Raw genomic sequence first — 24,904 nt, 5'->3', positions numbered from 1 at the left:
CCGATTTGACGTTTTTCTAATTAGAACACTCAAACCATAGTTGATAGTAATCTTGATGTTTTTTTGAAAGCAGATAGCGGCCCAATAGTTGATGGACTTGATAGCCTTGTTCTTTTAAGTAAATTAGATTTTTCTGAATTTGTTGTGGCTGCAACTGATTGCTACTTTCTTCTATACGAATCAGTTGACTATAGTAGCTTTTAGAAGCATCGAATTCCCAGTGTAAGACTAAAGGGAAAGCGGCGCTGTCTTTATTAGTCGTTGAAAAATGTTCAATAGTTTGTTCATCTGGTGATAAAACAAAGCCTAAAATACTTGGATCATTCAAGTAAAGCAAAAGATTTTCTGCTTTTGCAGGGTGGAAATAGTAAAGAGTTTTAAACGGCGGTATTTCTTCTTTCAAGACTTCCTCTTGTAGTTGGCTGACTTCTTCATATTTTTGTTGATAAGTGATTAAGTTTCTGTGAATTTGTTTTAACTGTGTAATGCGTTCTTCTAAATCTTGACGTGCATTTTCTAGTAATTTCTGGGTATCTGATAATGGGTTGGTATATAAGTTTTTAATTTCTTTAATGGAAAAATTTAAGTCGCGATAAAACTTGATTTCACAGATAGCAATCAGCTGTTCTGTTGTGTATTGTCGATAATCATTTGTATCGCCTCGAACAGAATGAATCAACCGTTCTTTTTCCCAATAGCGCAATGTGGACTTAGGAATTTTCAACAAGGAAGCAATCGTTTCTAGCGAGTAAAGATGGTCTTGGTTCATCAGCATTCACCTCAATTTTAGTATAACACAAAATTAGTTTATAAAACCGCTTTACCTTGAAGTAACTTTAAGGTGTATACTCAACGTAAATTAGAAAGAGGAGAGAATTGTATGTTTGATAAGTTTCAACGTTTTTTAGAAAAGTTTATTGGTCCAATCGCTGAAAGAATGCAAAAAAGTAAGGTCATTCAAGCACTAACTAATGGGATGATGGCTGTTTTACCCGTTTCTTTAGGGGTTGCTTTTATCGCAATTGTAGGGAATTTTCCTATTCCAATTTGGCAAGAATTTTTAACATCCATTGGGTTAGCTCCAATCATTCAAGAAGTCATTGCTATGACCAGTGGCTTGTACGCTGTTTACATTGTTTGTACCATTGCGTATGAAACTGCGAAGATTGAAAAACAAAATCCCATCACTAGTGTTATATTATCTTTGGCATTTTTCTTGATCTTGGTACCACAGTTTGCCGTTAAATTAGGTGGAGAAGAAACAATTGTCATTAAAACAGCATCAATTGGAACTGACGGGATTTTTGTAGCTATTCTAGTCGGGTTAGGTGTAACTATGTTATATAGTTATTTAATGAAAAAAGAATTTTTACGAATTAAATTACCTGATTCCGTTCCTACGATGGTGACAGATTCGTTAAGTCCAACCTTTGTAGCCATGATAATTTTTGTGGTAGCTTTATTAGTCAAAGCTATTTTCACATATACTGGTTCGGGGGATGCGATGAGCTTTTTAACCGAGCTAGTGAGTAAACCAATTGCATCATTAGGTCAATCACCAATGACGGTTATTGTAGTCTTTACACTAGCAAATCTATTATGGTTTTTTGGTATTCATCCAAGTCCAATTATTAATATTTTCTTTGCTGTGATGGCGCCAGTCTTTCTAGCTAATATTAATGCATTTATTGCTGGTCAAGCGTTGCCTTATCCAGAAATTATGTTTTTCTCTAGTATTATTATGGTTGGCGGAACTGGGAATACGATTGGTTTAGCCTTTTGTATGTTAAGAGCAAAATCAGAACGATACAAATCCCTTGGTAAATTAGGTGTTGTACCAAGTATTTTCAATATTAATGAGCCATTGATTTTCGGTGTTCCGATTATGCTGAACCCTATTTTCTTTATTCCGTTGGTAAGTTCAACAGCTGTCGGTGGTTTGGTGTTACATTTATTCTATAAAGTTGGTTTCTTAAATTACTATAATCCAACGGTTGAATTACCTTGGGTGACACCACCAGTTGTTGCAGAAACTTTCTATGGCGGCATTCGCTTTGGGTTGGCAATGATTGCTGTGGTAATTGCTCTGACGTTGTTATATTATCCGTTTTTCCGTATGGCTGATGAACGAGCAGTGAAAGAAGAGCAGACCTTAGCGACAGGAGAACAAGAAAATGAGTAGCAGCGAAAAAAAACAATTGAGCAGTATGCCAAATGATTTTTTGTGGGGTGGTGCAATTTCTGCTACTCAAGTAGAAGGTGCCTATAACCGTGACGGAAAAGGCTTGAGTAATTTAGATTTAGCTTTGCGTTGTAAAAAAGGGGAGAAACGTCAAATAACTCAACAAGTGGATGTAAATCAATACTATCCTTCTCATCGAGCGATTGGCTTTTATGAAAGTTATCAAAAAGATATCCAACTGTTCGCTGATATGGGATTTAAAAGTCTTCGATTTTCAATCCAATGGTCACGCATTTTTCCAACTGGAGAAGAGGAACGGCCTAATGAAGCAGGTTTATTATTTTATGAAAAAATTTTGGACGAGCTAGAGCGTCATCGAATCGAACCAATTATAACGATTTCACATTTTGATTTACCAGAAAATTTAGTGACAAAATATGGTTCGTGGAAAAATCGCCAAGTCATTACGTTCTATTTACGCTTTTGTGAAGCGCTATTTCAACGATTCAGTGATCGTGTCCGCTATTGGATTCCGTTTAATGAGATTAATGTTATTACGTATATGCCTTATTTTTCTACTGGGATTCATACGGAAAATTATCAAGAAATTTTCCAAATGGCGCATCATCAGTTAGTAGCAAGTGCAAAAGCGGTTCAATTAGGTCGGAAATATTCAAGTAACTATCGTTTTGCAACAATGCTTATGTATGGCCCGACTTATCCGCACAATTGTCACCCTGAATCTGTTTTTCAAGCAATGATGGATGATGAGGAAACCTATTATTTTGGTGATATTCAGATTCGAGGATATTATTCTCCGTGGGCTAAAAAAATGTTGGAGCAACTGGGTGTCCAACTAGTTATTACAGAAGAAGATGAACAAGACTTACGAGAAGGTGTGGTGGACTTTGTTAGTATAAGTTATTATATGAGTTGGACTACTGCACCAGAAACAGCAGCAGGAAATATGGCAACAGGAGGGAAAAATCCATTTTTAGAGCAATCTGAATGGGGCTGGCAAGTGGATCCACTGGGACTGCGGATTAGTTTAAATCGTTTGTATCAACGATATGAGAAAGAAATTATGATTGTTGAAAATGGCTTAGGAGCAGTTGATCATTGTTCAGAAAATGGTGAAATTTATGATGATTATCGCATTGATTATTTACAACAACATTTGCTGGCAGTGAAACAAGCGATTGTCTTAGATGGTGTGCCAGTAATTGGTTTTACCGTCTGGAGTGCCATCGACTCAATTAGTGCTTCAACTGGAGAAATTGGTAAAAGGTATGGTTTGATTTATGTAGATTTAGATGATGAAGGTCAGGGGACGCTGGCTCGAAAAAAGAAAGCCTCTTTTTACTGGTATCAAAAGATCATTGAGTCCAATGGTGCAGAGTTGTAAGCTCTATTTTCCGGAGTGGTATGATAAAATAACTGAACAACTAAACGCATGAACGAAATAACGTCTCTGACTAAGTACCTGGTCAGAGACGTTGTTTGTGTTTTTATTGATTTAAATCTGTTAGTAGTAGCTCGTTAGAAACAGCAAAAGTAGTAACTTCTGTTAAAGCTGGATCCAAAGTGTATTTTGTAAATGAGGTAGTACTTTCTGGTTGGACATACATGGTTAAATTAGTCACATCATATCCTGACCAATAATGTGTGAAATCAGACAGAGAATTACTTTGACCTAAATGGCCAATCCCCCGAGGAATCATCACTGTTTGGAAGGCGCGATAGAGTTGCATAATCCCTTCAGAGCTATCAAATTCTTGGAGATTGTCAGAATAGTATAACGCACGAATGAAGCGTGACGGCGAAGTGAAGTCTCCTGGGATTCCTAATAGTCCGTAAGAAGTCCCACCTTCAATTGGGTCAAGTGTTGCGCCTGATTTTAAAGTGTAAGGTTCCTTAATAGCATAGTTGCGCATCCCGATATAGTTTCGTGCATTGGTTAAATGATAATTGTATTCTGGGCTGTTTGTGACTACGCCAATCGAATCATAAATGACGAACGCTCCGTTATCTGTTGGTTGCAAAACGATACTATTATTATTTTTATCATTAATGGTCCAGTGTAAGGTGAAATGAACTTCCCCCAATGAATCAAGTTGGAATTTTTGATCTAACAGGCCGATTTTTTCAAAAGCTATTTTTACTTCGTCAACGCTTTCAAAATTACTCAAAATATAAGCGAGTACTTCTTCTGCAATATGAGGTGTTAAACCACGATCTGCTAAACTTTCAGCAGGTGCTGTTGAAGATTCCATTAAATATTGAATATCACCAGATAAGCCGGCTTCATTGATACCATCTGTGATAGCAAGGCTGACGGTTTTACCATCGTTCGCTGGTTGATCTGTGCCTGACATTGCTAGTCCCATAAAGGCATATTTTGCCGTCCAAGGATTTAGTTGGCTATTTAGAACTGTACCTTTTGGAAATTGAGCAATTAGAGTAGGGATTTTTGGTGCAATTGGATCTTCGTTGCCAAAAAAGTCAAACGTAAAATCCATCGTACGTCCATAAAAAATATCATTTGTTTTGGAAATAATCTTGATGCCTGTACACATAATAGTTTCCCCCAATTAATGTAAGTTTGTGAAGCCTGTTTACTAGTTAAGCATATCATACTCTAGGAAACAGCGGTGGCTAAATTCTTAAAATATTAGACAATTTTGTCTAAATGAGGTGAAAAAAATTTTTTAGCGATTTCCTTCACAAAACACCTTATTATCTTTCCGAAAATATGATATCTTTAGAATGGAAATTTCATGAAAAGAGGATGCGAATGTTTAAAAAGTACACACAAATGATAAGGGATGAATTTAAAGGGTATAATCAAAAAAAATTGAAAAAAGATTTCTTGGCAGGTTTGACTGTCGCAGCCGTCGCGTTGCCGTTAGCGTTAGCGTTTGGGGTCTCCAGCGGCGCCACTGCAGCAGCTGGCATGATCACGGCGATTATCGCTGGAATTGTGATTGGGAGCCTTTCGGGTGGGTTTTATCAAATTTCAGGACCAACAGGTGCGATGGCAGCTATTTTAATGTCAATTGCGGCAGTGCATGGCATGCAAGGGATTTTGTTGGCCACCTTTTTGGCGGGAATTTTCTTGCTTTTGGCAGGGATTTTGCGTTTAGGGAGCTTGACTTCTTTTATTCCGTCACCGGTCATTACCGGGTTTACTTCAGGAATTGCTATTATTATTGCGTTGGGGCAGCTTGATAATTTCTTTGGGGTTCGTTCAGAAGGACACAATTTAATTGAGAAAATCAGCAGTTATCGTTCATTGGGCTTTGATTTAAGTATACCAACGACGGTTATGTCGATTTTAGTGGTGCTTGGATTAGTATTCTTTCCGAAAAAGTGGAATGCGATGATACCAGCTTCATTGGTGATGATTATTTTAGCTACGTTAGCAACAGTGGTTTTTCAACTGCCAGTGGCCACTGTAGGGAAAATTCCGACAAGTATTTTTAGTGATACACGTTTGGAACTTGGTTCACTTCAATTAAGTGCGTTTCAGGATATTTTGGTGCCTTCGATTAGCATTGCTATGTTAGGTATGATTGAAAGTTTGCTTTGTGGCGCTTCGGCTGGTCGCATGACAGGGAAACCATTAGACAGTAATCAGGAACTAGTGGCACAAGGAATTGGCAACTTAATTTTGCCGTTTTTCGGTGGCGTACCTGCAACGGCAGCGATTGCCCGCACGAGCGTAGTGATTAAATCTGGTGCACAAACACGTTTAGCGGGTATTTTTCATGCGGTTTTTTTATTGTTATCGATGTTGCTTTTATCGCCAGTCATGTCTAAAATTCCCATGCCTGCGTTAGCTGGTGTTTTAGTGGTGACAGCGTGGCGAATGAATGAATGGTCGGTGATTAAAGAATTCTTCCAGAAACGTTTCCACACAGCCTTATGTTTATTCTTTTTAACGATGGTAGCGACCGTTATTTTTGACTTGAGTTTAGCGATTGTTTTAGGGGTCTTAGCTGGTTGCCTGTTTTTCATTGTGAAAAGTGCCGTGATTACGATTAATGTTGAGGAAGTCGATTGGTCAAGAATGGGGCTAGTACCGACCGAGTGTACAGAAAATTGGGTGGTGGTTTATTTGAGTGGCCCGTTATTTTTCATGTCTTCTGAACGATTGAAACAAACGTTACTGCAATTGGAAACAAAAAGTGGTGTAGTATTTTCAATGCGAGGAGTTCCTAGCATTGATAGTACGGCGTTAGATATTTTAGAAGAATTTTGTCTCGCAGCAGAAGGTCGCGGACAACAAGTTCAGTTTGCCGCTCTGCAACCAGAAGTTGAGAAAATGATTCGAACCATTCAAGGAAATCAAGAGAAAGAATACCATTTCTCAGTCGCAGAATTTTTACAAACGGTGCATGTTGCAGAACAATAATTCATTTTCAAAAATAATAAAGAGAAAACTTCTAAGTATGAAGTTTTCTCTTTATTATTTTTTTAGGTTATTTATTGAATTACTTCTAGCATAACGTCTTTTTGATCATCCGTAACATTGCCTGCGTAGTTAGGAGTGATTAAAGATATCGAACCATTTTTATTGTTGAATAAGTATAAAGTACCCGATCTATTTTGTTCATCGTTTGAAGAAATATTAGTTCCTAAAATTAACTCTGTATTTACTTTAACGGTGCGAATACTGTTATCGGCCGCTGAAAATATTCTAATCTCTTTTGTAGGAATTGTATTTATAGATAGCTCATATTTATTAATGGCTTCTTTCACTTGACCATTTTCAGCCCCAAACAATTTAGTTCGGAAGGTAGCAGTTGGTGTTGAATTTAAGTTTTCTAACGTAATTGAAGTTGGCACATTCATTCCTTTAAAATTAAATACGAGTGGATTGTTTAAACTACTAAGATCGACAGCATAAGGTGTTGCTTCTAAAGAATTTGCTTCTTCGACATTTGTGGATACTTCATTTTTAGACTTTGCCGAAGCCTGAGTGGTACTGGCACTTTCTGAAGTTTCTTTTAGTTTATTATTAGAGCTTGTTTCTGTGCTAGAACTGTAATGATTAGTACTGCTTTTTATTGATGTTGTATGATTGGTAGAATTTTCTTGTTTTTTAGGTTCATTCGCTTTTTGAGAACTACAACCTGTTAAAAAAATAACTAAAATAACACAAAATAATTTTTTCATACTATTCCTCCTATAGACGCTATAACTAATTTTATCTTACTTGTTAATATAACAAAAGAAATAATTATTTTACTTTCACGAATGCTCAAATTGTTTAAATCTATAGTTTTTATACTTATTTTTGTTGCATTTGCAACAAAAATAAGTTAAAGTAATGACAATCATAAAATATTAGCGAAAGGAAGTGTCCTAGTGACAGATATTTTAAGAGAAATTGGCATGATTGCGCGGGCCTTAGATTCAATCAGTAATATCGAATTTAAGGAATTATCTTTAACACGAGGACAATATCTTTATTTGGTCAGGGTCTGTGAAAATCCTGGAATTATCCAAGAAAAGATCGCCGAACTGATTAAAGTTGATCGAACCACAGCGGCGCGGGCGATTAAGCGTTTGGAAGAACAAGGCTTTATTTATCGTCAAGAAGATGCAAGCAACAAAAAAATTAAGCGGATTTATGCCACAGAAAAAGGGAAAAACGTTTATCCAATCATTGTGCGCGAAAATCAACACTCGAATCAAGTTGCTTTGCAAGGTATGTCAGAAGTGGAAATTTCACAATTGGCAGATTACTTAGTCCGGATGCGTAAAAATGTCAGCGAAGATTGGGAATTTGTCAAAAAAGGGAACGCTCGAAATTATTAAGGAAAGGACGACTGATTGATGGGAGAAATAAAACAATTAACAATAGAAGATGCACCAGCGTTACAAGAAATCAGCATTGAAACTTATACAGATACTTTCGGACCATATAATACCCCAGAAAATATGCAAGCCTATTTAGTAGAAGCCTACAATTTAGAAAAATTACAAAAGGAATTGGCTAATCCCCACTCTGACTTTTATTTTATCTTTGTCGATAATCAATTAGCTGGCTACATGAAATTAAATCGTGAGAAGGCACAAACGGAACCGATGGGGCCAGAAAAGCTCGAGGTTGAGCGATTGTATATTTTGCCTGCGTTTAAAGGAAAGAAGCTGGGAACACAATTGTTAGAACTGGCGGAAGAAAAAGCTCGTGAATTTGGTAAAAACGCACTGTGGCTAGGTGTCTGGGAACACAATGATGCGGCGCGGGCATTTTATAAAACGATTGGCTACCGCTATTACAGTCAACATTCGTTTTTTATGGGAGACGATGAACAGACGGATTTTATTTTGTTAAAGGAATTATAGTAGAGAAAAGTGAAAATAATCAAAAGGTGATTATTTTCACTTTTTTTATTTTTATATAAAAAAATTATATTTTTTTGTTTTTTAGGTTTCGTTTATATTTAAAAGGCTATTTAGTTAAGTTTTTTGTTTATATAACATTTATTTGTTTTTTAAAACATAATTTTAAACCTTATTAAATTTGTTGTTAGTGAAAAACGTTTTGATTTTAGTTATCATTTTATTTATAATTGATTTAGTTTGATGTGGGTAAAAAAATGAAAAGGAGTGATGAGGAAATATGGTAAAAATTGCATCCAATCAAGGCGCTGCTCAAAAGGCAATTGCCGGGATCAAGAGTGTATCTGTGAATAAAAATCAAACATGTCGTTTAGGAGAAAGCAATATTTCAAGTATGAAAAAAGGGGTTAAAGTCAGTAATCAACTGCTCAATCAATTAGCAAAAGTAGTCAATGGTGTCAACGCACAAGCCAATAAATTCCCCAAATTAGCGGCAACGATGGCGGCTAGAGATAGCCAAACAACGTTTAAATAAGGAGAAACGATGGAAAAGGATACGAATGAAAAATTAAGAAGGAACTATGCGGAACAGATTGTCGAAAAAGAACGAGCGATGGATCAATTGTCGAAGGAAAAGAAGCAAATCCAAACCATTTTTGGTACACTAGAGTCTGAACTAACCAGAAATTTTCGCGAACTTGAGCAACTCAACGCCGAAGTGATTCATAAAGGCGGTAAGTCGACGCGTTGGGAGCAAGAGGAGCTCTCTGGAAAACAACGCTATTTAAGGGTCTTTTTACAACAACAGACACATGAATTAAGTCAAAGATACACAAAAGCAACCGCACAATCGAATGAAGAACGACTACAGCTCCAAAGAGAAAGGAGTCGGTTGTCATGGGATTAATCTACTCCAGTAGCGATTCTTCAGCAATGATGCGCGCGCTGTCCAGCAACCTAGCAGTTGCCCGAACAACCACCAGTGAGCTAACAGCAGGTTGTCAGCAACTAATCGCAGCTATCGACGGTCATACATTGTCTGGTGCTGCCTATAATGCGGGAAAAGGGCTATTTTCAGAATTAGTGATTCCGACGATTCATCGAATGACTGCCGCCGTTGATAATGTCCAAAGTGATTTGGCCAAATACAGCGCTGCGGATGCGTTTATTGCCAGTGAAGGTTTTTTAGATGAAGACAAACTCAAATTGAAAATAAAAATCATGAAAGCCAACCAACAATTATTGCACGATTCTGCTAGGGCAGTCGCCACGCTAGCCCATAGTCAGCCGATTCCAGGAATTTATGAACTCTTACAAAATGCCCAACGGACCTTTATTAAGATGGCTGATAGTATGCAACAAGACATTGATAAGCTCCACAAGCAAATACAAAAGCTCAATGAGTTTGATCGACAAACTAAAAACCTGTTCGCCACTAGCTTAGAGGAAATGCAGTTGGCGATGCAAGGCATCTTAGTCCTGAATGAAACAACTGTCAAAAGCAACGGTCTCTACACCTTGCCAAGTGGGGTTGATAAAAGTTACTTTACGGAAATTAAAAAAGATACTAAAAATGAAGTGACTGACAAACAATTATTAGAAGGCTGTACGATTATTCGTGTTCATGATAGATCACGCGGCTTTGAGTATTACATGTTAGAAAAGGACGGCTATTCCTACCGAATAGACGAGAAAAAACTATCAGGAAATTTAGCTTATCTAGTAAAAAAATACGACTTAGATGTAGTAGAATTGACCCCGAAAGAACTGACAACACGAGCCAATAACCAACAGAAAAAAGGCTATAATTACTTTGAAAAAGATGACAGAGTTTTAGGATTAGGTCTCCTGTCAAAAGGCCAAGGCATTATGGATGAAATCCAAGAATCAGGCGTTTGGGATTCCTTGTGGTCAGTAGGAATGGGCGTTGCTTCGGCAAGAAATGCGCAGACTTTTTCTAAGAAAGTCAGTGTGGCTAGTGTTCCAAAGAACTCAAGAAATAGTACCCAATATCAACAATATAAAAATGAATTAATGAAAGGTGATATAATCGAAAACTCAAAACCTATTATATCTGGTTCTGATTTAAAAGACACTAAGGTAATTTCTGAACTTACTAAGAACGGGAGTTCCATGTCAGACTGGGCAAAAATGGAATCAACATATAGTTATGAAACGTCAATGGGGAAAGGAAAGGTTCACTATTATCAGAATTTAAAAACTAGTGAAACTAGTTTTTATGATGTGAAAATGAAAGTACCAATTCCTAAAGACCTTAAAATTAGGAATGGACTTATTGATGATTTTTGGATCATAGACTTGGATAATAATTTTATACCGAAGGGGGTTAGATAATATGATTGTAAAAGTAATTTCTAACAAAGAAAATAGGGATATTACTCTTAATAAACTCTATCCAGTTCTTATAAAAAAAGAAAATGAAATTAGAATAGTGGATGATTTTGGAGGGTTATCAATATATGAACTTACAGACTTTCAAGTTTACAAAGAAAATGTTGGTTCGTATATTAAAGATATGAATTTATTAGTTTATGAGCTAGTCGATTATCCCACTTTTTTAGAAAATTATTATAATGATGACAAAAAAGCTAGAGATAATGTAAATAAGAGTCGATTAAACATCTTTGAAGAGGATTTAAATGAAGATGAGCTTGTTGAACTAATTACATCAGAAGTTTATTCAAGTGATGAAAAAATTATATTTATTGAAGCGATGGAAAATAAAATAAATGATACATCAGCCAAAGTATTAGCTAAATATTTTCAAAATAATCACAATATAGAACCAGAAATGTTGTTGCCTATTTGTAAACTTTTATATAAGTATCAGAACCAAGAAGTTTATGATTTATTTTTAAATTTTATTAGCGATGATACAATTAATAATGATTCTATGCAAAATATAATTATTGAGTATTTCAACAATTATAATTAAAAAAGGCGCTTTACTATCTGATTAAGGTCGGATAGTAAAGACTTGACTATTAAGCAATAACTCACTAATCAAGTTGCCAATAACTAACAAAAGATAACTGTATATTCATTAAAAAGAAATAGAGTGATTGCGGTTTGAATTAACTGTAATCACTCTATTTAAAGTAAATTAAAAATAAAAATCATGAAAGCCAACCAACAATTATTGCACGATTCTGCTAGAGCAGTCGCCACATTAGCCCATAGTCAGCCAATTCCAGGAATTTATGAACTCTTACAAAATGCTCAACGGACCTTTATTAAGATGGCAGAAAGCATGCAACAGGACATTGACAAGCTCCACAAGCAAATACAAAAGCTCAATGAGTTTGATCGACAAACCAAAAACTTATTCGCCACTAGCTTAGAGGAAATGCATTAGAAACAAAGATTTCTGATTTTATCAGAAATCTTTGTTTATTTTTTTGATTAAAATTAAGCATTTTTTTATTTTCAAAATGTTATTTTTAAAAACGTAAAAATTGAAAAAGAAGATTTTGAATCTGTGAAAAGTTGTCGATCTTGTGAGAAAACTCTTTTGTCAGTGTCTTTTTTCAGGATGGGTCTCTTCCTGAAAATCCACTTCAGTTTATCTGTTTTGTGTGTGTTTGATTAAAAAATGTTGTGTTGGGTTTCATTTAACTGTATAATTTATTTATGTCATTTTTAATAATAAACGTATTTTAGCATTTGAAAAGAGAAGTTGTACATAATATGTGAATAAAAAGATTTGTTTCTTATTTTCTAGAGTGAGAAGACGATATAAAAAAGGTTGCTATTTTTTCGTTCAAAGTGAACAAAGAATCGTTTGTTATTTAGTTGGGGTAACTAATGATTCTTGTTATAAAAAGCGCTTACAATTCGTGTGATGAGAGTAGTACGCATGTTTGTGCAAAAGTGACAAAAAAGAGAAGGTAGGGTGTTTTAATAGAAAAAAATTTTAATAAAAAGGAGAGTTTGTCGTGGAGAAAAATGTGTCTCAAGTAACAGCTCAAGAAGAAACAGCGCTGAAAGCACGTGGCTACAATGAGGATTTGTTGCCAAGTAGCCCGAAACAACGGACAATGGGCGCGCGCAATTTTTTTACATTATGGATGGGTTCGATTCATAATATCCCGAATTATGCAGCAGTGGGCGGCTTTATTTTCTTAGGTTTATCGCCGCTGCAAGTTATGCTGGCAGTTGTGCTAAGCTCATTCATTGTAGCAGCCTTCATGAATTTGAATGGCGTGGCTGGCTCTAAATATGGCATTCCTTTTGCGATGCACTTACAGTCTACTTACGGCAGTCTCGGGGCAAAACTGCCAGGGTTCTTAAGAGGTTGTGTGGCCGCAATTGCTTGGTTTGGTCTGCAAACATTTACAGGATCGCTGGCTTTATTAATCATTCTCGGGAAATTTTGGCCGAACTTTTTAGAAATTGGTGGGTCATTCCAGTTTTTTGGTCTCAGGCTACCTGAATTAATGGCGTTTACTCTTTTCTGGCTCTTAAATGTGGCAATAGGTTTCGGTGGTAGCAAAATTTTGAACCGGTTTACCGCCATTTTAAGTCCGTTGATTTATGTCGTTATTATTGGATTAACGATTTGGGCCATTCGAGCTGGGGGCGGTTTAACACCGATTTTGTCCTATCAAGTTTCTGGTGCGATTCGTTCAGTCAATCCACTGGTGGCGTATCTGATTATTTTTAACTCGGTTGTGGCCGTTTGGTCAGCGCCTGGTGCGAGTATAGCGGATTTTACTAAGAATGCGCGCTCGACACGTGCTCAGGTTGTGGGGCAAACAGCAGGTTTAGTTGTTGGTTATGGGATTTTCGCTTTTTCCAGTGTGGTTATTCTGTTAGGTGGTTCGCTGTATTTTGGGATTCAAGAATGGAATATTTTAAACATTATTGATCGTTTAGATAATGTGGCAGTGGTGGTCTTAGCCATGTCGGTTTTCTTATTAACGACTATTTCAACGAATGCAACGGGGAACATCATTCCGGCAGGTTATCAATTGGCGGCGCTATTTCCTAAAAAAATGACGTATAAAAAAGGCGTCATGATTGCCAGTGTTATCAGCTTTCTCATTATGCCTTGGAAACTGATGGAAAACGCCGATAGTATTTTTATTTTTCTGAACGCAATTGGGGCTGTTTTAGGACCAGTCGCTGGCGTGATGATTGCGAATTATTATTTTGTTCAAAAGCAACAAATAGATTTAAATGCTTTATATGTAGATAAACGCAAAAAAGAGGAAGCCAATCCTTTTTACGGATTAAACAAGCCGGCGTATGTCGCTACTATTCTGGCGTTGGTTCTTTCCTTAAGTGGTCAATTTATTCCACAGGTTAAAATCATTGCTGATATTTCGTGGTTTGTGGGCTTTGCCACAGGTTTTGTGCTGTACTTAGTGTTAAAAAAATGGACTTGGGATTCAAAAAAAGTGAAAGAAACAGCTTATCAGGAGGGAAAATAAATGCAAGCAGAGTTAGTGATTAAAAACGGGTTAGTTATTTTAGAAACTGGAGAAGTCATTACGGATGTCGCCGTTCAAGGAGGAAAAATCGTAGCGATTGGGCAAGACTTGTCAGGAGAACGTGTGATTGATGCGACGGGTTTAGTCGTTAGTCCTGGGATGGTGGATGCTCATGTTCATATTACCGATCCTGGTGGTGGTTACCGCGATGAATGGGAAGGGTATGTCACAGGAACGGCCGCTTGTGCCAAAGGGGGCGTGACGACCTTTATGGAAATGCCTTTAAATCAGATTCCAGCAACTGTGGATAAGACCTCTCTTGAGATCAAATACAAGGCAGGAGAAAATAAACTAAAAGTAGATGTAGGGTCATTTGGCGGCGTGGTCCCGACCAATTTGGCTGGTGGGATTCAGGAACTTGATGAAGGAGGCGTTTCCGGCTATAAATGCTTTTTAGGAACGTGTGGCGATCGTTCAATTGAAGGAGACTTTCAAAATGTCGACGATTATTCACTATATGAAGGAATGAAACAAGTCGCCAAGACTGGCAAAGTGCTAGCAATCCATGCAGAAAATGCACCAATTACGGATAAATTAGGCGCGTTAGCTTATCAAAATGGTGAAACGACTTTAGCGGCATATGTAGCTACACGTCCTGTGTTTACCGAAGTTGAAGCGATTCAAAAAGCCATTTTATTTGCCAAAGAAACAGGTTGTCGGATTCATATTTGTCATGTGGCTTGTCAAGAAGGCGTGGAAGAAGTTTTGAAAGCCCAAGCAGAAGGGGTAGATGTGACTTGTGAAACATGTACGCATTATTTATATTTTACTACGGATGAACTTGATGCCATTGGTCCAGTTGTCAAATGTTCGCCGCCGATTCGTGACGCGGATCAACAAGCCGCCTTATGGAACCACGTGCAAACAGGCGGCATCGCGTTTGTAACCTCTGACCATTCTCCTTGTACGCCAGACTTAAAAGATACAACCAATGCTTTTGAAGCTTGGGGCGGCATTTCTGGTGTTCAAAATAACGTCGATGTGTTATTCGATGAAGCCGTCCAAAAACGTGGTTTATCCTTGAAACAATTCGCGGATATGATTGCAGCAAACCCAGCTGACCGTTATCACTTAGCGCAAAAAGGCCGCATCAGCATTGGTAAGGATGCCGATTTTGTACTAATTAAACCTAATGCGCCGTATATCTTAAAAGCAGAAGATTTAGAATACCGAAATAAAATTAGTCCTTACATTGGTCGTGAAATTGGGGCCCAAGTGATTCAAACAATTTTAAGAGGCGAAACAATTTACGCACAAGAAACTGGAGTAACTGAGGCATTTAACGGCGTATTTATCAAAAATTAAACACCTATTTTAGAAATGGAAAGGGACAGAAGCGTGATTGAATTAGCGCCTCTGTCCACGAGTTAGAGGATGTTCGTTGGCTGTTTTGCACAAAAAAAGGCTTAATTTTGTTTGATAAGTACAATGAAGATAGCTAGGGAAACGTTTACAATCAGAGTGTAATCAGTCAGGAGGTTTTGTGATGGACTTGGAAAAAGTTTTAAAACAAAGAATCGAAGAGTTGTCAGCAATTGGGAGTGATCCTGCAGGAGGGATGACACGCTTACTTTATACAGATTCGTGGTTGGCAGCACAAAAGTATGTGCAAAGCCAAACTGAGGCGTTTGGACTGGAAACGCAATTTGACGAAGTCGGGAATCTGTTTTGTCGAGTGGCAGGAACGGAATTTCCTCAGGAAACGATTTTAACTGGGTCACATATCGACACAGTAGTTAATGGTGGGACCTTAGATGGTCAATATGGTGTTATTGCTTCCATGACGGCTGTTCAATATTTATTAGACAAATATGGGAAACCACGGCGTTCTCTAGAAGTGCTTTCCATGGCTGAAGAAGAAGGGAGTCGTTTTCCAACGGTTTTCTGGGGAAGTAAAAATGTCGTTGGTGAAGCCAAACGTGAAGAAGTAGTCGACATCTCTGACAACGAAGGTAAAAAGTTTGTTGATGAGATGCATCGCCAAGGCTTTGATTTTCGGCAGGAGCAAACTAGACGTGAGGACATTGAAGCATTTGTCGAAATTCATATTGAACAAGGCAATATTTTAGAGAACGAAAAGCTCCAAGTCGGTGTTGTTCATAGTATTGTAGGGCAACGTCGCTACACGGTTACCTTAAAAGGGCAAGCCAATCATGCAGGCACTACGCCAATGAGTTACCGTCATGATGCGGTATATGGCTTTGCTAAAATTTGTGCAGAAGCCATTGATCGTGCGAACGAAATTGGGGATCCGTTAGTTTTAACATTCGGCAAAGTTATTCCGAAACCCAATACAGTCAACGTGGTGCCTGGAGAAGTGGAATTTACAATTGACTGCCGTCATACCGACGCTGCTTTTTTACGACATTTTACCGGTGAATTAGAAGAACGGATGAAAACAATTGCTCAAGAATTAGGCTTGACGATTGCGATTGACCGCTGGATGGATGAAGCCCCTGTACCGATGAATCAAGCAATTGTAGAAGTTATTGAACAAAAAGCCAAAGAAGGCAAGTATCAGTATCGTATGATGCATAGTGGTGCTGGGCATGATTCGCAAATTATTGCGCCTCATTACCCGACAGCGATGATATTTGTGCCAAGTATTGGTGGGATTAGTCATAATCCTGCAGAAGCAACGGCATTTCCAGATTTGGTTGAAGGCGTCAAGCTTTTAGCAGATACCTTATATGAATTAGCGTATAAATAAGATAGAAAAGGAAGAATTGTGATGGGTTATAAAAATAATCGAGTTGGTTACCAAAAAGAATTGTTAACATCAAGAGCTGTGATAAAAAAAGACAATTACGCCATTATTCCCCATGATGGTTTGGTGCAAAATGCAGTACCTGGTTTTGAAAATGTCGATATTTCCATTTTGGGATCACCTAAATTAGGTGCGACATTTGTGGATTACATTGCTACGTTTCATAAAAATGGTCAACAAACAACTGGTTTTGGTGGCGACGGGATTCAAACGTTGGTTTATGTCATTGACGGTCGTTTGCGCGTTTCGGATGGTCAAGAAACCCATGAGCTTGAAGCCGGGGGCTATGCCTACTTTACGCCTGAAATGAAAATGTATTTAGCGAATGCACAGGAAGCGGACACAGAAGTTTTCTTATATAAAAAACGCTATCAGCCGTTGGCGGGCCATCAACCTTATAAAGTGGTTGGGTCAATTCATGACCAACAACCCGAAGAATATGAAGGAATGACAGACGTTTTACTTTGGAGTTTATTGCCGAAAGAGTTTGACTTTGATATGAATATGCATATCTTATCTTTTGAACCAGGCGCTAGTCACGCCTACATTGAAACGCATGTCCAAGAGCATGGTGCGTATTTAATTAGTGGCCAAGGGATGTACAATTTGGACAATGAATGGTATCCAGTGGAAAAAGGGGACTATATTTTCATGAGTGCCTATGTGCCACAAGCAGCCTATGCGGTTGGCCGTGAAGAACCGCTAATGTACGTTTATTCCAAAGATGCCAATCGTGAACCAGAATTATAAAGAAAAGCCGAATGTAAAGTAATGACCTCGGAACAATAGGATTTGAACACGCAGTGGTGAACGGTAGAGTCCTTCTTCTTGGTAGACGTTACTTTTATTCGGCTATTTTCCTGTTAATTATTTTTCTGAAAGTTCCAGCGCTACCCGTAAGAGTAAACTCGTCTCAGGCTCTTGAATAGAGGTACCTAATAATTTTTCACATTGATTCATGCGATATTTAATGGTGTTTCTGTGAAGGTAAAGAGCGTTGGCCGTTTTAGTAATTTCGCAATTGAAATCTAAAAAAACTTTTAAGGTTTTTCGTAATTCTTGTAACGTCGGTTCCGTCGGATAGGCCAACTCTTTCAATTGTTGCTGGCAAAAGTATTCAACATCTTCAGTGCCAATCTTTTCAAAAAGTCCAGCTAGGCCTTTGGGATGGAACAATTGCACAGTTGCTGGTTTTTGAGCGTGTAAAGAAGCCTCTAATGTCGAGGAAGCTTCAATATAAGAATTAGGCAAATCTTCTAGGTTTTCATAAGCATTGCCTAAAGCAAAGCGAATGGTAATAGGCAAAGCCTGTTGCAAACGTTCAGCGAGGTTTTGCAAAATCATCAAATGGTCATTTTTCTTAGATTGAAAAATCAAGATACTTTTATTTTGATTTTTTAATTTAAACAAGGCGACATCTGGCAGGATTTCCGGCAATTGTTCTTTGAGCCATTGGAAAATTAGTTGCCCTTCCGCTTGCTGATAACGAATATGGGTTTCATTTTCTGGTTTAGTCACGCCGTAGACAATCGCTAATTGATAATAATCACTGTTGATTAAACGATAATTTTTCCAAAGTTCCAACCAATTTTGATGTTTACTCAGTGCTTCTTGATGTGTATCAAGCAAGCGGTCCAAAAAGTCTGTTTTGAGATGTTCAAAAGATTCAGCAATTTTCTGGTTTTTAAATAACATAAAAGTCAAAACTAAAATGGCCTGATCAATGGCAAATTCAGAAATAGGATAAGGAATCTGTTCAGGAGATAAGACCAATAAATAATAGGGAAAATAATCGTTCACACGAATTGGAAAGCCAGCTACTTGAATGTTTTCTTGTCGCTCATCCTGTAAACGAAAGATTTTCTTTTCTTGTGCCAATTGTTGAAAGTGGTCTTTTGATAATTGTTTGATAAAAAACTCCGCTGATTTTTGATTGCCATAAAAATAATTCGAGTGGGCAATCACCTGTTGCCAAGGACTTAATAAAATAATTGGCGCATTTAAAATTTTCGCAAATTCAGCGATGAAGCGCGTAGCATCAACATCTTGCATTAATAATGTTGAAAAACGCTTTTGGATGTCAAATGCTACAGACATCTGTTCGGTTTTGCTATCACGAAGATAGCCTACAATTTCATGCAACAACCCGCCTAGTGGCTGTGTGCTAGGAATTTTAATCAGGGGCAAATCAACGGCACTGGCATAGGCAACAATTTCTGGTGAAATTTCGTCAAGGAACCGCCCAACTTTGATTCCTAAAGCCGTACACTCTGCTTGTTTTAGCGAGTCAATAAAAGGTTTCAATTTTTCTTGATCATCTTTATAAATCATTGCCGTTGTTAAAATCATGACATTTTTAGGGATAAAATCAGCCACATCAGGTGTTTCCGTGATTTCTACACTTTCCAAGGGCTGCGTTAAGTTTGAGTGAGACGATAATAATTGTAAGTCAGAAAATCTTGGTAAAGCCAAGACCTCAGCTAATATTTTCATCACAACAACCTCCTTTTTTTATAGTATAGCGAAGAATAAAAAGGAGTACAAAAGATAGTTATTGAATATGTCTAAAAAACAAAGTCAAAATAGTGCAAATTGAACAATGAATTTCTGGGTTTTTCCAAAGATAATAAAAGAGAAGAATTAAAAATGAAGTGAGGGATTACTATGTATCAACAACCAAATTTTGTACGGCGAACAATCATGACGCCGGGACCAGTCGAAGCCCATCCATCGGTACTTCGTCAAATGGGTCAACCAATTTTAGGGCAATTTGATCCAGAATTTCTACAGATTATGGACGAAGTTCGGGAAATGATTAAAGTACCTTTTGCCACAAAGAATCAACAAGCCTTTGCCATTGATGGCACGTCACGTTCAGGCTTAGAAGCGGGGTTATTTGCATTGATTGAGCCAGGTGACAAAGTGCTTGTGCCTGCGTACGGCCGGTTTGCTTATTTATTAGGTGAAATTTGCGAACGCGCCCGGGCCGAAGTCATTTATTTAGAAAAGGACTGGCTCGCACCGTTTGAACAAACAACGGTGATTGAAGCGATTAAAGAACATCAACCAAAAATTGTTGCGATGGTCCACGGCGAAACGGCGAATGCACAAATGCAACCGCTGGATCAAATTGGCGCCTTTTGTCGGGAAAATGAAATTTTCTTCGTAGTAGATATGGTGGCGACTTACGGCGGTGTCGAAACAAAGGTCGATGATTGGAAGATTGATATTGCGGTAGCAGGCACTCAAAAATGTGTCAGCGTACCTTCAGGTCTTTCTTTGATTACTTACAACCAACGTGTGGCCGACTATCTGGCGGGCCGTTACCAAAAAGAGTTAGGGCTTGGCGCGGATGCGCGGAATGAACGGTTCATTCAAAGTAACTACTTGGATTTATCGCAATTAGAAAAATATTGGGGGCCAGAGCGCTTAAATCACCATACAGAAGCGACTACAATGATTTATGGTCTACATGAAGGGTTGCGCTTGTTACTTCAAGAAGGCATGGAAAATGTCTACGCACGTCATCGGAAAAACGATCGTATTTTAGTTGAAAGTCTGCAAAAAATGGGCTTAGAAATTTTCGGGAAGTTAGACACAAAAACACCAACAGTCATTCCTGTGGTCATTCCAGAAGGAATTGATGGTGAAAAAGTGCGGAGCTTATTACTGGATCATTTTAAAGTTGAAATTGCCTCTTCCTTCGGTGATTTAAAAGGAAAAATTTGGCGGGTCGGTAATATGGGTTACAGCAGTCGCGAAGACAATGTGTTGCATTTCTTAAGTGCCTTTGAGACTGTATTGAAACACCAAGGTTATCAATTTGAAGGCGGTAGCGGTAGTACTCATGCATTGGCTGAGTATTTAAACTAAAAAAGAAGGTAGGACAAAGGTCACTACGTAAAAAAGCGTAGTGCTTTTGTTCCTTGTGAAATGTTAACCAAAAAAATGATTGGTGGAGGAAAAGAAAATGACAGACAAGACAAAAAGTTCGTTGGCTTATTGGAAAAAAATCGTTATTTTACTATGTATGGGCTGGGTAACAATCTGGATTTATCGTTCCGCGCTTTCTCCTGTTTATCCACAAATTCGTGCGTCTCTCAATGGTAACGCTTCCGATACAGCCCTAGGGTCCATTTCTAGCTTTTATTTTCTCGGTTACGTAGTCATGCAGATTCCTGCAGGCTTCTTGGTAGACAAGATTGGGAAAAAACGTGTATTAATTCCAGGCTTTATCTTGTTTGCGCTGGCAGCATTACTGATTGCCCAAGCCCAAACGATTGGAACAATTTACTTAGGTAGCTTATTGGCAGGCTTAGGATGTGGTTCTTTCTATGGCTCGGCTTACTCGTTGACGTCGCAAAACATTCCTCAAGCCAAAAAAAGTTTTGCAACAGCTATTGTCAACAGTGGTTCAGCCGTTGGTTCAGGTTTAGGGATGATTTTATCTAGTTATTTAGTTGCCCAAAAAGGATTGCCTTGGCAAGTGATGATGTACATTTCCGCCTTTATGATTATTTGTATGTTAGTGGCTTTTCAAGTGATTATTCGCAATCATAAAGAAGACATGGCCTTGATTCAGCCAACCGTTGTTGATGAAAAAGATAACGGAGCGGTAAAAGAAAAAGTGCCCTTTAAAAAACTGTTTGCGCCACATATGCTATTTGCGTATATTTTATATTTTGGCACTTGTTATGCATATTATATGATTGTGACTTGGTTACCTAATTTTTTAAGTACCGAACGTGGTTTCCAAGGAGCGGCGATAGGATTATCCTCTTCGCTGGTCGCATTTGCCTCTATTCCAGGAGCGTTATTTTTTAGTCGGTTGGCGGATAAGTACATGCATAAAAAAGTTCAATTCATCGTTGTTTTAGAATTTTTAGCAACAGCCATGCTCTTGTTAACTGTACAAGTAAGTAATGCGACGTTGTTATTAATTGCTTTAATTATGTATGGGTTCTTAGGAAAATTAGCTGTAGAACCGATTATTATTTCTTGGCTAGGTGAAAATGCACCAAAAATTGGAATTGGCACTACTTTGGGCGTGTTTAACTTTTTCGGCATGATGTCATCTGTGATCGCCCCAGCTTTGACTGGGAAAATTTCTGACACAACGGGTTCGAAAGTCATGGGCTTTTATATCGCCGTCGTGATTTTACTAATTGGCACGATTCTTTTTATGCTTGTCAATTTAAAAAAACGCGGGGCAGATTCGTCTAATAAATAAAAATAAAACAACGCAAACTTATCTTTCGCTGAATAAGTTTGCGTTGTTTTACTTTTTGACAATCATATTGATTGCTTGTGCTAATCGCTCTTCTTGTTCTTTAGGGTCTTTTTCAGGATTTTCAAAGCAATGCTTTAAATTCTCCGCAACAATCATCCCCATCACGCGATCAATACTAGAACGGACCGCACTCAACTGAGTGATAACATCGATACATTCTTTTTCTTCATCAATCATTTTTTGAATCCCGCGAATTTGACCTTCTGTGCGGCGTAAACGATTCAGCACTTTCTTTTTTTCTTCAGTCATTTTGCCCCTCCTTAAGAGTAGTGATTGGTTTAAAATATACCTACACGAGGTATTTTTGTCAACTATCTTTTCTTTGAATCTAAAAATGGCAGAAATCTCTTCAGTTGACAAGTCTAACTTTTTCATGTTAAATATACCCCATAAGGTATATAAGAGAAGGAGAAAAAGATGTTATTTCAATTGTTTAAAAAAACGCCAAGTATTTCAACAAAGGAATTGCAGTCACGTTTATCTAAAGAGATAACGTTATTAGATGTCCGAACACCTAGCGAATACCGCACAGGGCATATTCCACAAGCGACTAATGTCCCACTTAACAAAATTCCCGCCTACAACAAATCCGCTAACGAAGTCTATGTGATTTGCCAGTCCGGCATGCGCAGTAAAAATGCGGCCAAAATTTTAGCGAGAAAAAACTATCACGTGATTAACGTTCGTGGCGGGATGTCCCAATGGTCTGGTCAAATTAAAGGAGGAAAATAAATGAAAATTGTAATTATCGGTGGCGTGGCTGGTGGCATGTCAGCAGCGACACGTTTACGTCGCTTAATGGAAGATGCTGAAATTGTTGTCATGGAAAAAGGCCCTTTTGTTTCATTTGCAAACTGTGGTTTGCCTTACTACGTTTCTGGCGAAATCGCAGAAAGAGAGCAACTGCTTGTTCAAACACCCGAAGCGTTAAAGGCACGGTTTAATTTAGATGTTCGTCCTCACCATGAAGTCGTGGCGATTGATCCAATAGAAAAAGTGATCACAGTGAAACATGAAACAGAAATTTTAACAGAACACTATGACAAATTAATTTTATCACCAGGGGCGAAACCTTTTGTGCCACCAATTACAGGATTGGCAGAAGCCAAAAATGTTTTTTCATTAAGAAATGTTCCTGATTTAGATCAAATTATGACAGCATTGACACCAGAAACAAAACGAGCCGTCGTGATTGGCGCAGGCTTCATTGGCTTGGAAATGGCAGAAAACTTGCAAAAACGCGGATTAGAAGTCACTCTCGTGGAAAAGGCACCCCATGTTTTACCGCCATTAGACGAAGAAATGGCCGCTTTTGTCAAAGCTGAATTAAGCAAAAACAATGTTCAAGTAATTACGGGACAATCTGCGGTTGCTTTTGAAGAAGAAGGGCAAGTGATTCGCTTAGAAGACGGTCAAACATTAGCTTCTGATTTAACCATTTTGTCGGTGGGTGTCCAACCAGAAAATACCTTAGCAGTTGAAGCAGGTGTAGCAACTGGTTTACGTGGCGGTATTGTTGTTGATGAACACTATCAAACGAATCAACCCGATATTTATGCGGTTGGGGATGCTATTGTAGTGAAACAACAAATCACTCAAGAAGATGCGCTGATTTCTTTAGCTTCTCCTGCCAATCGCCAAGGACGTCAAGTAGCGGATGTGATTGCTGGGTTAGAGAGAAAAAATCAAGGGAGCATTGGGACTGCCATTGTGCGAGTCTTTGATTTAACCGCCGCTTCAACTGGTTTAAGCGAACGAGCTGCTAAAGCTGCTGGACTAACAACAGCTGTTGTGCATATCAGTGGAAAAGACCATGCGGGGTATTATCCTGGTGCAACAGATCTTCAGTTAAAATTAGTTTTCCATCCTACGACAGGGGAAATTTATGGCGCACAAGGAATTGGGGCAAAGGGCGTAGATAAGCGGATTGATATTCTTGCGACCGCTATTAAAGGACAGTTAACTATTTTTGATTTGCCTGAATTAGAGTTTACCTATGCGCCGCCGTTTGGTTCAGCGAAAGATCCCGTGAACATGTTAGGTTATGCAGCGATGAACCTTGTAGAAGGATTGAGTGAAAACGTTCAATGGCATGAGTTATCCAACGAATTAGCTAAGGGGGCTGTTTTATTAGATGTCCGTAATCCCGCCGAACGAGCCAATGGTCAATTTAAAAATGCTGTCTCTATTCCTTTAAATGAGTTAAGAGAACGTTTGGAGGAATTAGACAAGTCAACGGAGTACATTGTTAGTTGTCACAGCGGTTTGCGTAGTTATATTGCAGAACGGATGCTAAAACAAGCAGGCATCTCAGCCAAAAATTTAGATGGTGCTTTTGCGCTATATCGAATGGTAAAACCGGAGGAACTAGAAAATGTATAACACGATTGGCATGCCTGAATTTTATCAGGAAGCAAAACGAAAAAAATTACCGATTATTGATGTACGAGAAGAAATGGAATACCAACTGGGGCATGTCCCCCAGGCCATCAACTTACCTTTAAGTACTTTAACCGAAAATTATCAGCAATTAGATAAAAACCAACCCTATTATCTGATTTGTCAAATGGGATCGCGCTCCGCACAAGCGTGTGCGTTTCTCAGTCAACAAGGGTATCAAGTAACCAATGTTCTAGGTGGTACATCTGGCTGGTTGGGTCAATTAGAACAATAAAATAACAAAAAACGTTTATCCTTTTACACAGGATAAACGTTTTTTTGTTAGATAAAGATGTGTCAAAACTGTAAGAGGAATGATAGGAAGATGAAGGGACCAGTTTTTTTATTCATTATATACTAAA

Annotated in this window: 24 protein-coding genes; 19 read left to right on the top strand and 5 right to left on the bottom strand. The window is 38.1% G+C overall.

The features are described 5' to 3' along the window. Positions 1 to 16: 16 nt before the first annotated feature. Entirely contained in the window at positions 17 to 769 is a 753-nt protein-coding gene (locus IGL17_RS11690) for a helix-turn-helix domain-containing protein (RefSeq protein ID WP_002372894.1), read from the bottom strand. A 111-nt stretch (positions 770 to 880) separates the two neighbouring features. On the opposite strand from IGL17_RS11690, the gene IGL17_RS11685 reads away from it, so the two are divergent. Together IGL17_RS11685 and IGL17_RS11680 are read left to right on the top strand one after the other, a co-directional pair. After that, entirely contained in the window at positions 881 to 2,182 is a 1,302-nt protein-coding gene (locus IGL17_RS11685) for a PTS sugar transporter subunit IIC (protein WP_010713755.1), read from the top strand. Beyond that, positions 2,175 to 3,587, top strand: coding sequence for a glycoside hydrolase family 1 protein (locus IGL17_RS11680; protein ID WP_010713756.1), 1,413 nt, complete (start codon positions 2,175 to 2,177; stop codon positions 3,585 to 3,587). Before IGL17_RS11685 ends, IGL17_RS11680 begins: the two co-directional genes overlap by 8 nt. A 103-nt stretch (positions 3,588 to 3,690) precedes the next feature. On the opposite strand, the gene IGL17_RS11675 is transcribed toward IGL17_RS11680, so the two are convergent. Further along, a complete protein-coding gene (locus tag IGL17_RS11675) occupies positions 3,691 to 4,758 on the bottom strand; it encodes a choloylglycine hydrolase family protein (RefSeq protein WP_010823971.1) in 1,068 nt (355 codons plus the stop codon). Between the two features lie 176 nt (positions 4,759 to 4,934). Here IGL17_RS11675 and IGL17_RS11670 point away from each other — a divergent pair, with 176 nt between their 5' ends. Continuing rightward, complete coding sequence (locus IGL17_RS11670; RefSeq protein ID WP_016618047.1) at positions 4,935 to 6,596, top strand: SulP family inorganic anion transporter; 1,662 nt, start codon at positions 4,935 to 4,937, stop codon at positions 6,594 to 6,596. Between the two features lie 71 nt (positions 6,597 to 6,667). Here the strand turns inward: IGL17_RS11670 and IGL17_RS11665 are convergent, their stop codons facing one another. Next, positions 6,668 to 7,360 (bottom strand): hypothetical protein, encoded by a 693-nt coding sequence (locus IGL17_RS11665; protein WP_002406031.1) that lies wholly within the window; start codon positions 7,358 to 7,360, stop codon positions 6,668 to 6,670. A gap of 192 nt (positions 7,361 to 7,552) precedes the next feature. Between IGL17_RS11665 and sylA the strand changes: the two genes are divergently transcribed. From sylA to allE, 11 genes are all read left to right on the top strand, one after another. Beyond that, a complete protein-coding gene (gene sylA / locus IGL17_RS11660) occupies positions 7,553 to 8,005 on the top strand; it encodes a transcriptional regulator SylA (protein ID WP_016618045.1) in 453 nt (150 codons plus the stop codon). Between the two features lie 18 nt (positions 8,006 to 8,023). Further along, positions 8,024 to 8,536: a GNAT family N-acetyltransferase gene (locus IGL17_RS11655; RefSeq protein ID WP_002403403.1), complete on the top strand. Its 513-nt coding sequence runs from the start codon at positions 8,024 to 8,026 to the stop codon at positions 8,534 to 8,536. 277 nt (positions 8,537 to 8,813) lie between these two features. Then, a complete protein-coding gene (locus IGL17_RS11650) occupies positions 8,814 to 9,068 on the top strand; it encodes a hypothetical protein (protein WP_002372909.1) in 255 nt (84 codons plus the stop codon). 9 nt (positions 9,069 to 9,077) lie between these two features. Then, the gene (locus tag IGL17_RS11645; RefSeq protein WP_078126725.1) at positions 9,078 to 9,440 is read left to right on the top strand and encodes a hypothetical protein; all 363 of its coding nucleotides are present in this window, start codon (positions 9,078 to 9,080) and stop codon (positions 9,438 to 9,440) included. Continuing rightward, positions 9,431 to 10,888, top strand: coding sequence for a T7SS effector LXG polymorphic toxin (locus tag IGL17_RS11640; RefSeq protein WP_104674554.1), 1,458 nt, complete (start codon positions 9,431 to 9,433; stop codon positions 10,886 to 10,888). The genes IGL17_RS11645 and IGL17_RS11640 overlap by 10 nt, the downstream gene beginning before the upstream one ends. A gap of 1 nt (position 10,889) precedes the next feature. Further along, positions 10,890 to 11,489: a hypothetical protein gene (locus IGL17_RS11635; protein WP_016618241.1), complete on the top strand. Its 600-nt coding sequence runs from the start codon at positions 10,890 to 10,892 to the stop codon at positions 11,487 to 11,489. 183 nt (positions 11,490 to 11,672) lie between these two features. Further along, positions 11,673 to 11,909: a hypothetical protein gene (locus tag IGL17_RS11630; RefSeq protein ID WP_256856917.1), complete on the top strand. Its 237-nt coding sequence runs from the start codon at positions 11,673 to 11,675 to the stop codon at positions 11,907 to 11,909. 580 nt (positions 11,910 to 12,489) lie between these two features. After that, on the top strand, positions 12,490 to 13,986 hold the full coding sequence (gene allW, locus IGL17_RS11625) for an allantoin permease (protein ID WP_078126723.1): 1,497 nt from the start codon (positions 12,490 to 12,492) through the stop codon (positions 13,984 to 13,986). Continuing rightward, entirely contained in the window at positions 13,987 to 15,351 is a 1,365-nt protein-coding gene (allB, locus tag IGL17_RS11620; protein ID WP_002367359.1) for an allantoinase AllB, read from the top strand. It abuts the gene before it with no gap. Positions 15,352 to 15,532: 181 nt separating this feature from the next. After that, positions 15,533 to 16,756, top strand: a complete 1,224-nt coding sequence (gene allC, locus IGL17_RS11615; protein WP_010707067.1) for an allantoate deiminase — start codon at positions 15,533 to 15,535, stop codon at positions 16,754 to 16,756. 21 nt (positions 16,757 to 16,777) lie between these two features. Continuing rightward, complete coding sequence (gene allE / locus IGL17_RS11610) at positions 16,778 to 17,563, top strand: (S)-ureidoglycine aminohydrolase (protein WP_002384779.1); 786 nt, start codon at positions 16,778 to 16,780, stop codon at positions 17,561 to 17,563. A 117-nt stretch (positions 17,564 to 17,680) separates the two neighbouring features. Here the strand turns inward: allE and IGL17_RS11605 are convergent, their stop codons facing one another. Continuing rightward, complete coding sequence (locus IGL17_RS11605) at positions 17,681 to 19,306, bottom strand: PucR family transcriptional regulator (protein ID WP_002361079.1); 1,626 nt, start codon at positions 19,304 to 19,306, stop codon at positions 17,681 to 17,683. Positions 19,307 to 19,477: 171 nt separating this feature from the next. Here IGL17_RS11605 and IGL17_RS11600 point away from each other — a divergent pair, with 171 nt between their 5' ends. Continuing rightward, entirely contained in the window at positions 19,478 to 20,686 is a 1,209-nt protein-coding gene (locus IGL17_RS11600) for a pyridoxal-phosphate-dependent aminotransferase family protein (protein WP_002355061.1), read from the top strand. Between the two features lie 97 nt (positions 20,687 to 20,783). Next, complete coding sequence (locus tag IGL17_RS11595) at positions 20,784 to 22,043, top strand: MFS transporter (protein WP_002368361.1); 1,260 nt, start codon at positions 20,784 to 20,786, stop codon at positions 22,041 to 22,043. A 48-nt stretch (positions 22,044 to 22,091) separates the two neighbouring features. On the opposite strand, the gene IGL17_RS11590 is transcribed toward IGL17_RS11595, so the two are convergent. Continuing rightward, positions 22,092 to 22,352 carry a metal-sensitive transcriptional regulator gene (locus tag IGL17_RS11590; RefSeq protein ID WP_002355063.1) on the bottom strand — a complete coding sequence of 87 codons (261 nt, stop codon included), beginning with the start codon at positions 22,350 to 22,352 and terminating at the stop codon, positions 22,092 to 22,094. 168 nt (positions 22,353 to 22,520) lie between these two features. Between IGL17_RS11590 and IGL17_RS11585 the strand changes: the two genes are divergently transcribed. The 3 genes from IGL17_RS11585 to IGL17_RS11575 are packed head-to-tail and all read left to right on the top strand — an operon-like array spanning position 22,521 to position 24,777. Then, positions 22,521 to 22,835 (top strand): rhodanese-like domain-containing protein, encoded by a 315-nt coding sequence (locus IGL17_RS11585; protein WP_002367354.1) that lies wholly within the window; start codon positions 22,521 to 22,523, stop codon positions 22,833 to 22,835. Then, the gene (locus IGL17_RS11580; RefSeq protein WP_078126722.1) at positions 22,836 to 24,485 is read left to right on the top strand and encodes an FAD-dependent oxidoreductase; all 1,650 of its coding nucleotides are present in this window, start codon (positions 22,836 to 22,838) and stop codon (positions 24,483 to 24,485) included. It begins immediately after the preceding gene. Next, positions 24,478 to 24,777, top strand: coding sequence for a rhodanese-like domain-containing protein (locus IGL17_RS11575; protein ID WP_002355066.1), 300 nt, complete (start codon positions 24,478 to 24,480; stop codon positions 24,775 to 24,777). The genes IGL17_RS11580 and IGL17_RS11575 overlap by 8 nt, the downstream gene beginning before the upstream one ends. The last annotated feature ends 127 nt before the right edge of the window (positions 24,778 to 24,904 follow it).

Source organism: Enterococcus sp. AZ088 (assembly GCF_051714845.1).
Taxonomy (GTDB): domain Bacteria; phylum Bacillota; class Bacilli; order Lactobacillales; family Enterococcaceae; genus Enterococcus; species Enterococcus faecalis.
This window is presented reverse-complemented; position numbering and strand designations above follow the sequence as displayed.

Excerpts from the sequence above, each read along its gene's own strand:
- IGL17_RS11690 (WP_002372894.1), bottom strand. The coding sequence starts at position 769 with ATGAACCAAGACCATCTTTACTCGCTAGAAACGATTGCTTCCTTGTTG.
- allC (WP_010707067.1), top strand. The coding sequence starts at position 15,533 with ATGGACTTGGAAAAAGTTTTAAAACAAAGAATCGAAGAGTTGTCAGCA.
- IGL17_RS11595 (WP_002368361.1), top strand. The coding sequence starts at position 20,784 with ATGACAGACAAGACAAAAAGTTCGTTGGCTTATTGGAAAAAAATCGTT.
- IGL17_RS11645 (WP_078126725.1), top strand. The coding sequence starts at position 9,078 with ATGGAAAAGGATACGAATGAAAAATTAAGAAGGAACTATGCGGAACAG.
- IGL17_RS11670 (WP_016618047.1), top strand. The coding sequence starts at position 4,935 with ATGATATCTTTAGAATGGAAATTTCATGAAAAGAGGATGCGAATGTTT.
- allE (WP_002384779.1), top strand. The coding sequence starts at position 16,778 with ATGGGTTATAAAAATAATCGAGTTGGTTACCAAAAAGAATTGTTAACA.
- IGL17_RS11605 (WP_002361079.1), bottom strand. The coding sequence starts at position 19,306 with ATGAAAATATTAGCTGAGGTCTTGGCTTTACCAAGATTTTCTGACTTA.
- IGL17_RS11575 (WP_002355066.1), top strand. The coding sequence starts at position 24,478 with ATGTATAACACGATTGGCATGCCTGAATTTTATCAGGAAGCAAAACGA.
- IGL17_RS11675 (WP_010823971.1), bottom strand. The coding sequence starts at position 4,758 with ATGTGTACAGGCATCAAGATTATTTCCAAAACAAATGATATTTTTTAT.
- IGL17_RS11650 (WP_002372909.1), top strand. The coding sequence starts at position 8,814 with ATGGTAAAAATTGCATCCAATCAAGGCGCTGCTCAAAAGGCAATTGCC.
- IGL17_RS11590 (WP_002355063.1), bottom strand. The coding sequence starts at position 22,352 with ATGACTGAAGAAAAAAAGAAAGTGCTGAATCGTTTACGCCGCACAGAA.
- allB (WP_002367359.1), top strand. The coding sequence starts at position 13,987 with ATGCAAGCAGAGTTAGTGATTAAAAACGGGTTAGTTATTTTAGAAACT.
- IGL17_RS11580 (WP_078126722.1), top strand. The coding sequence starts at position 22,836 with ATGAAAATTGTAATTATCGGTGGCGTGGCTGGTGGCATGTCAGCAGCG.
- IGL17_RS11665 (WP_002406031.1), bottom strand. The coding sequence starts at position 7,360 with ATGAAAAAATTATTTTGTGTTATTTTAGTTATTTTTTTAACAGGTTGT.
- IGL17_RS11600 (WP_002355061.1), top strand. The coding sequence starts at position 19,478 with ATGTATCAACAACCAAATTTTGTACGGCGAACAATCATGACGCCGGGA.
- IGL17_RS11585 (WP_002367354.1), top strand. The coding sequence starts at position 22,521 with ATGTTATTTCAATTGTTTAAAAAAACGCCAAGTATTTCAACAAAGGAA.
- IGL17_RS11655 (WP_002403403.1), top strand. The coding sequence starts at position 8,024 with ATGGGAGAAATAAAACAATTAACAATAGAAGATGCACCAGCGTTACAA.
- IGL17_RS11630 (WP_256856917.1), top strand. The coding sequence starts at position 11,673 with ATGAAAGCCAACCAACAATTATTGCACGATTCTGCTAGAGCAGTCGCC.
- IGL17_RS11680 (WP_010713756.1), top strand. The coding sequence starts at position 2,175 with ATGAGTAGCAGCGAAAAAAAACAATTGAGCAGTATGCCAAATGATTTT.
- IGL17_RS11640 (WP_104674554.1), top strand. The coding sequence starts at position 9,431 with ATGGGATTAATCTACTCCAGTAGCGATTCTTCAGCAATGATGCGCGCG.
- IGL17_RS11685 (WP_010713755.1), top strand. The coding sequence starts at position 881 with ATGTTTGATAAGTTTCAACGTTTTTTAGAAAAGTTTATTGGTCCAATC.
- IGL17_RS11635 (WP_016618241.1), top strand. The coding sequence starts at position 10,890 with ATGATTGTAAAAGTAATTTCTAACAAAGAAAATAGGGATATTACTCTT.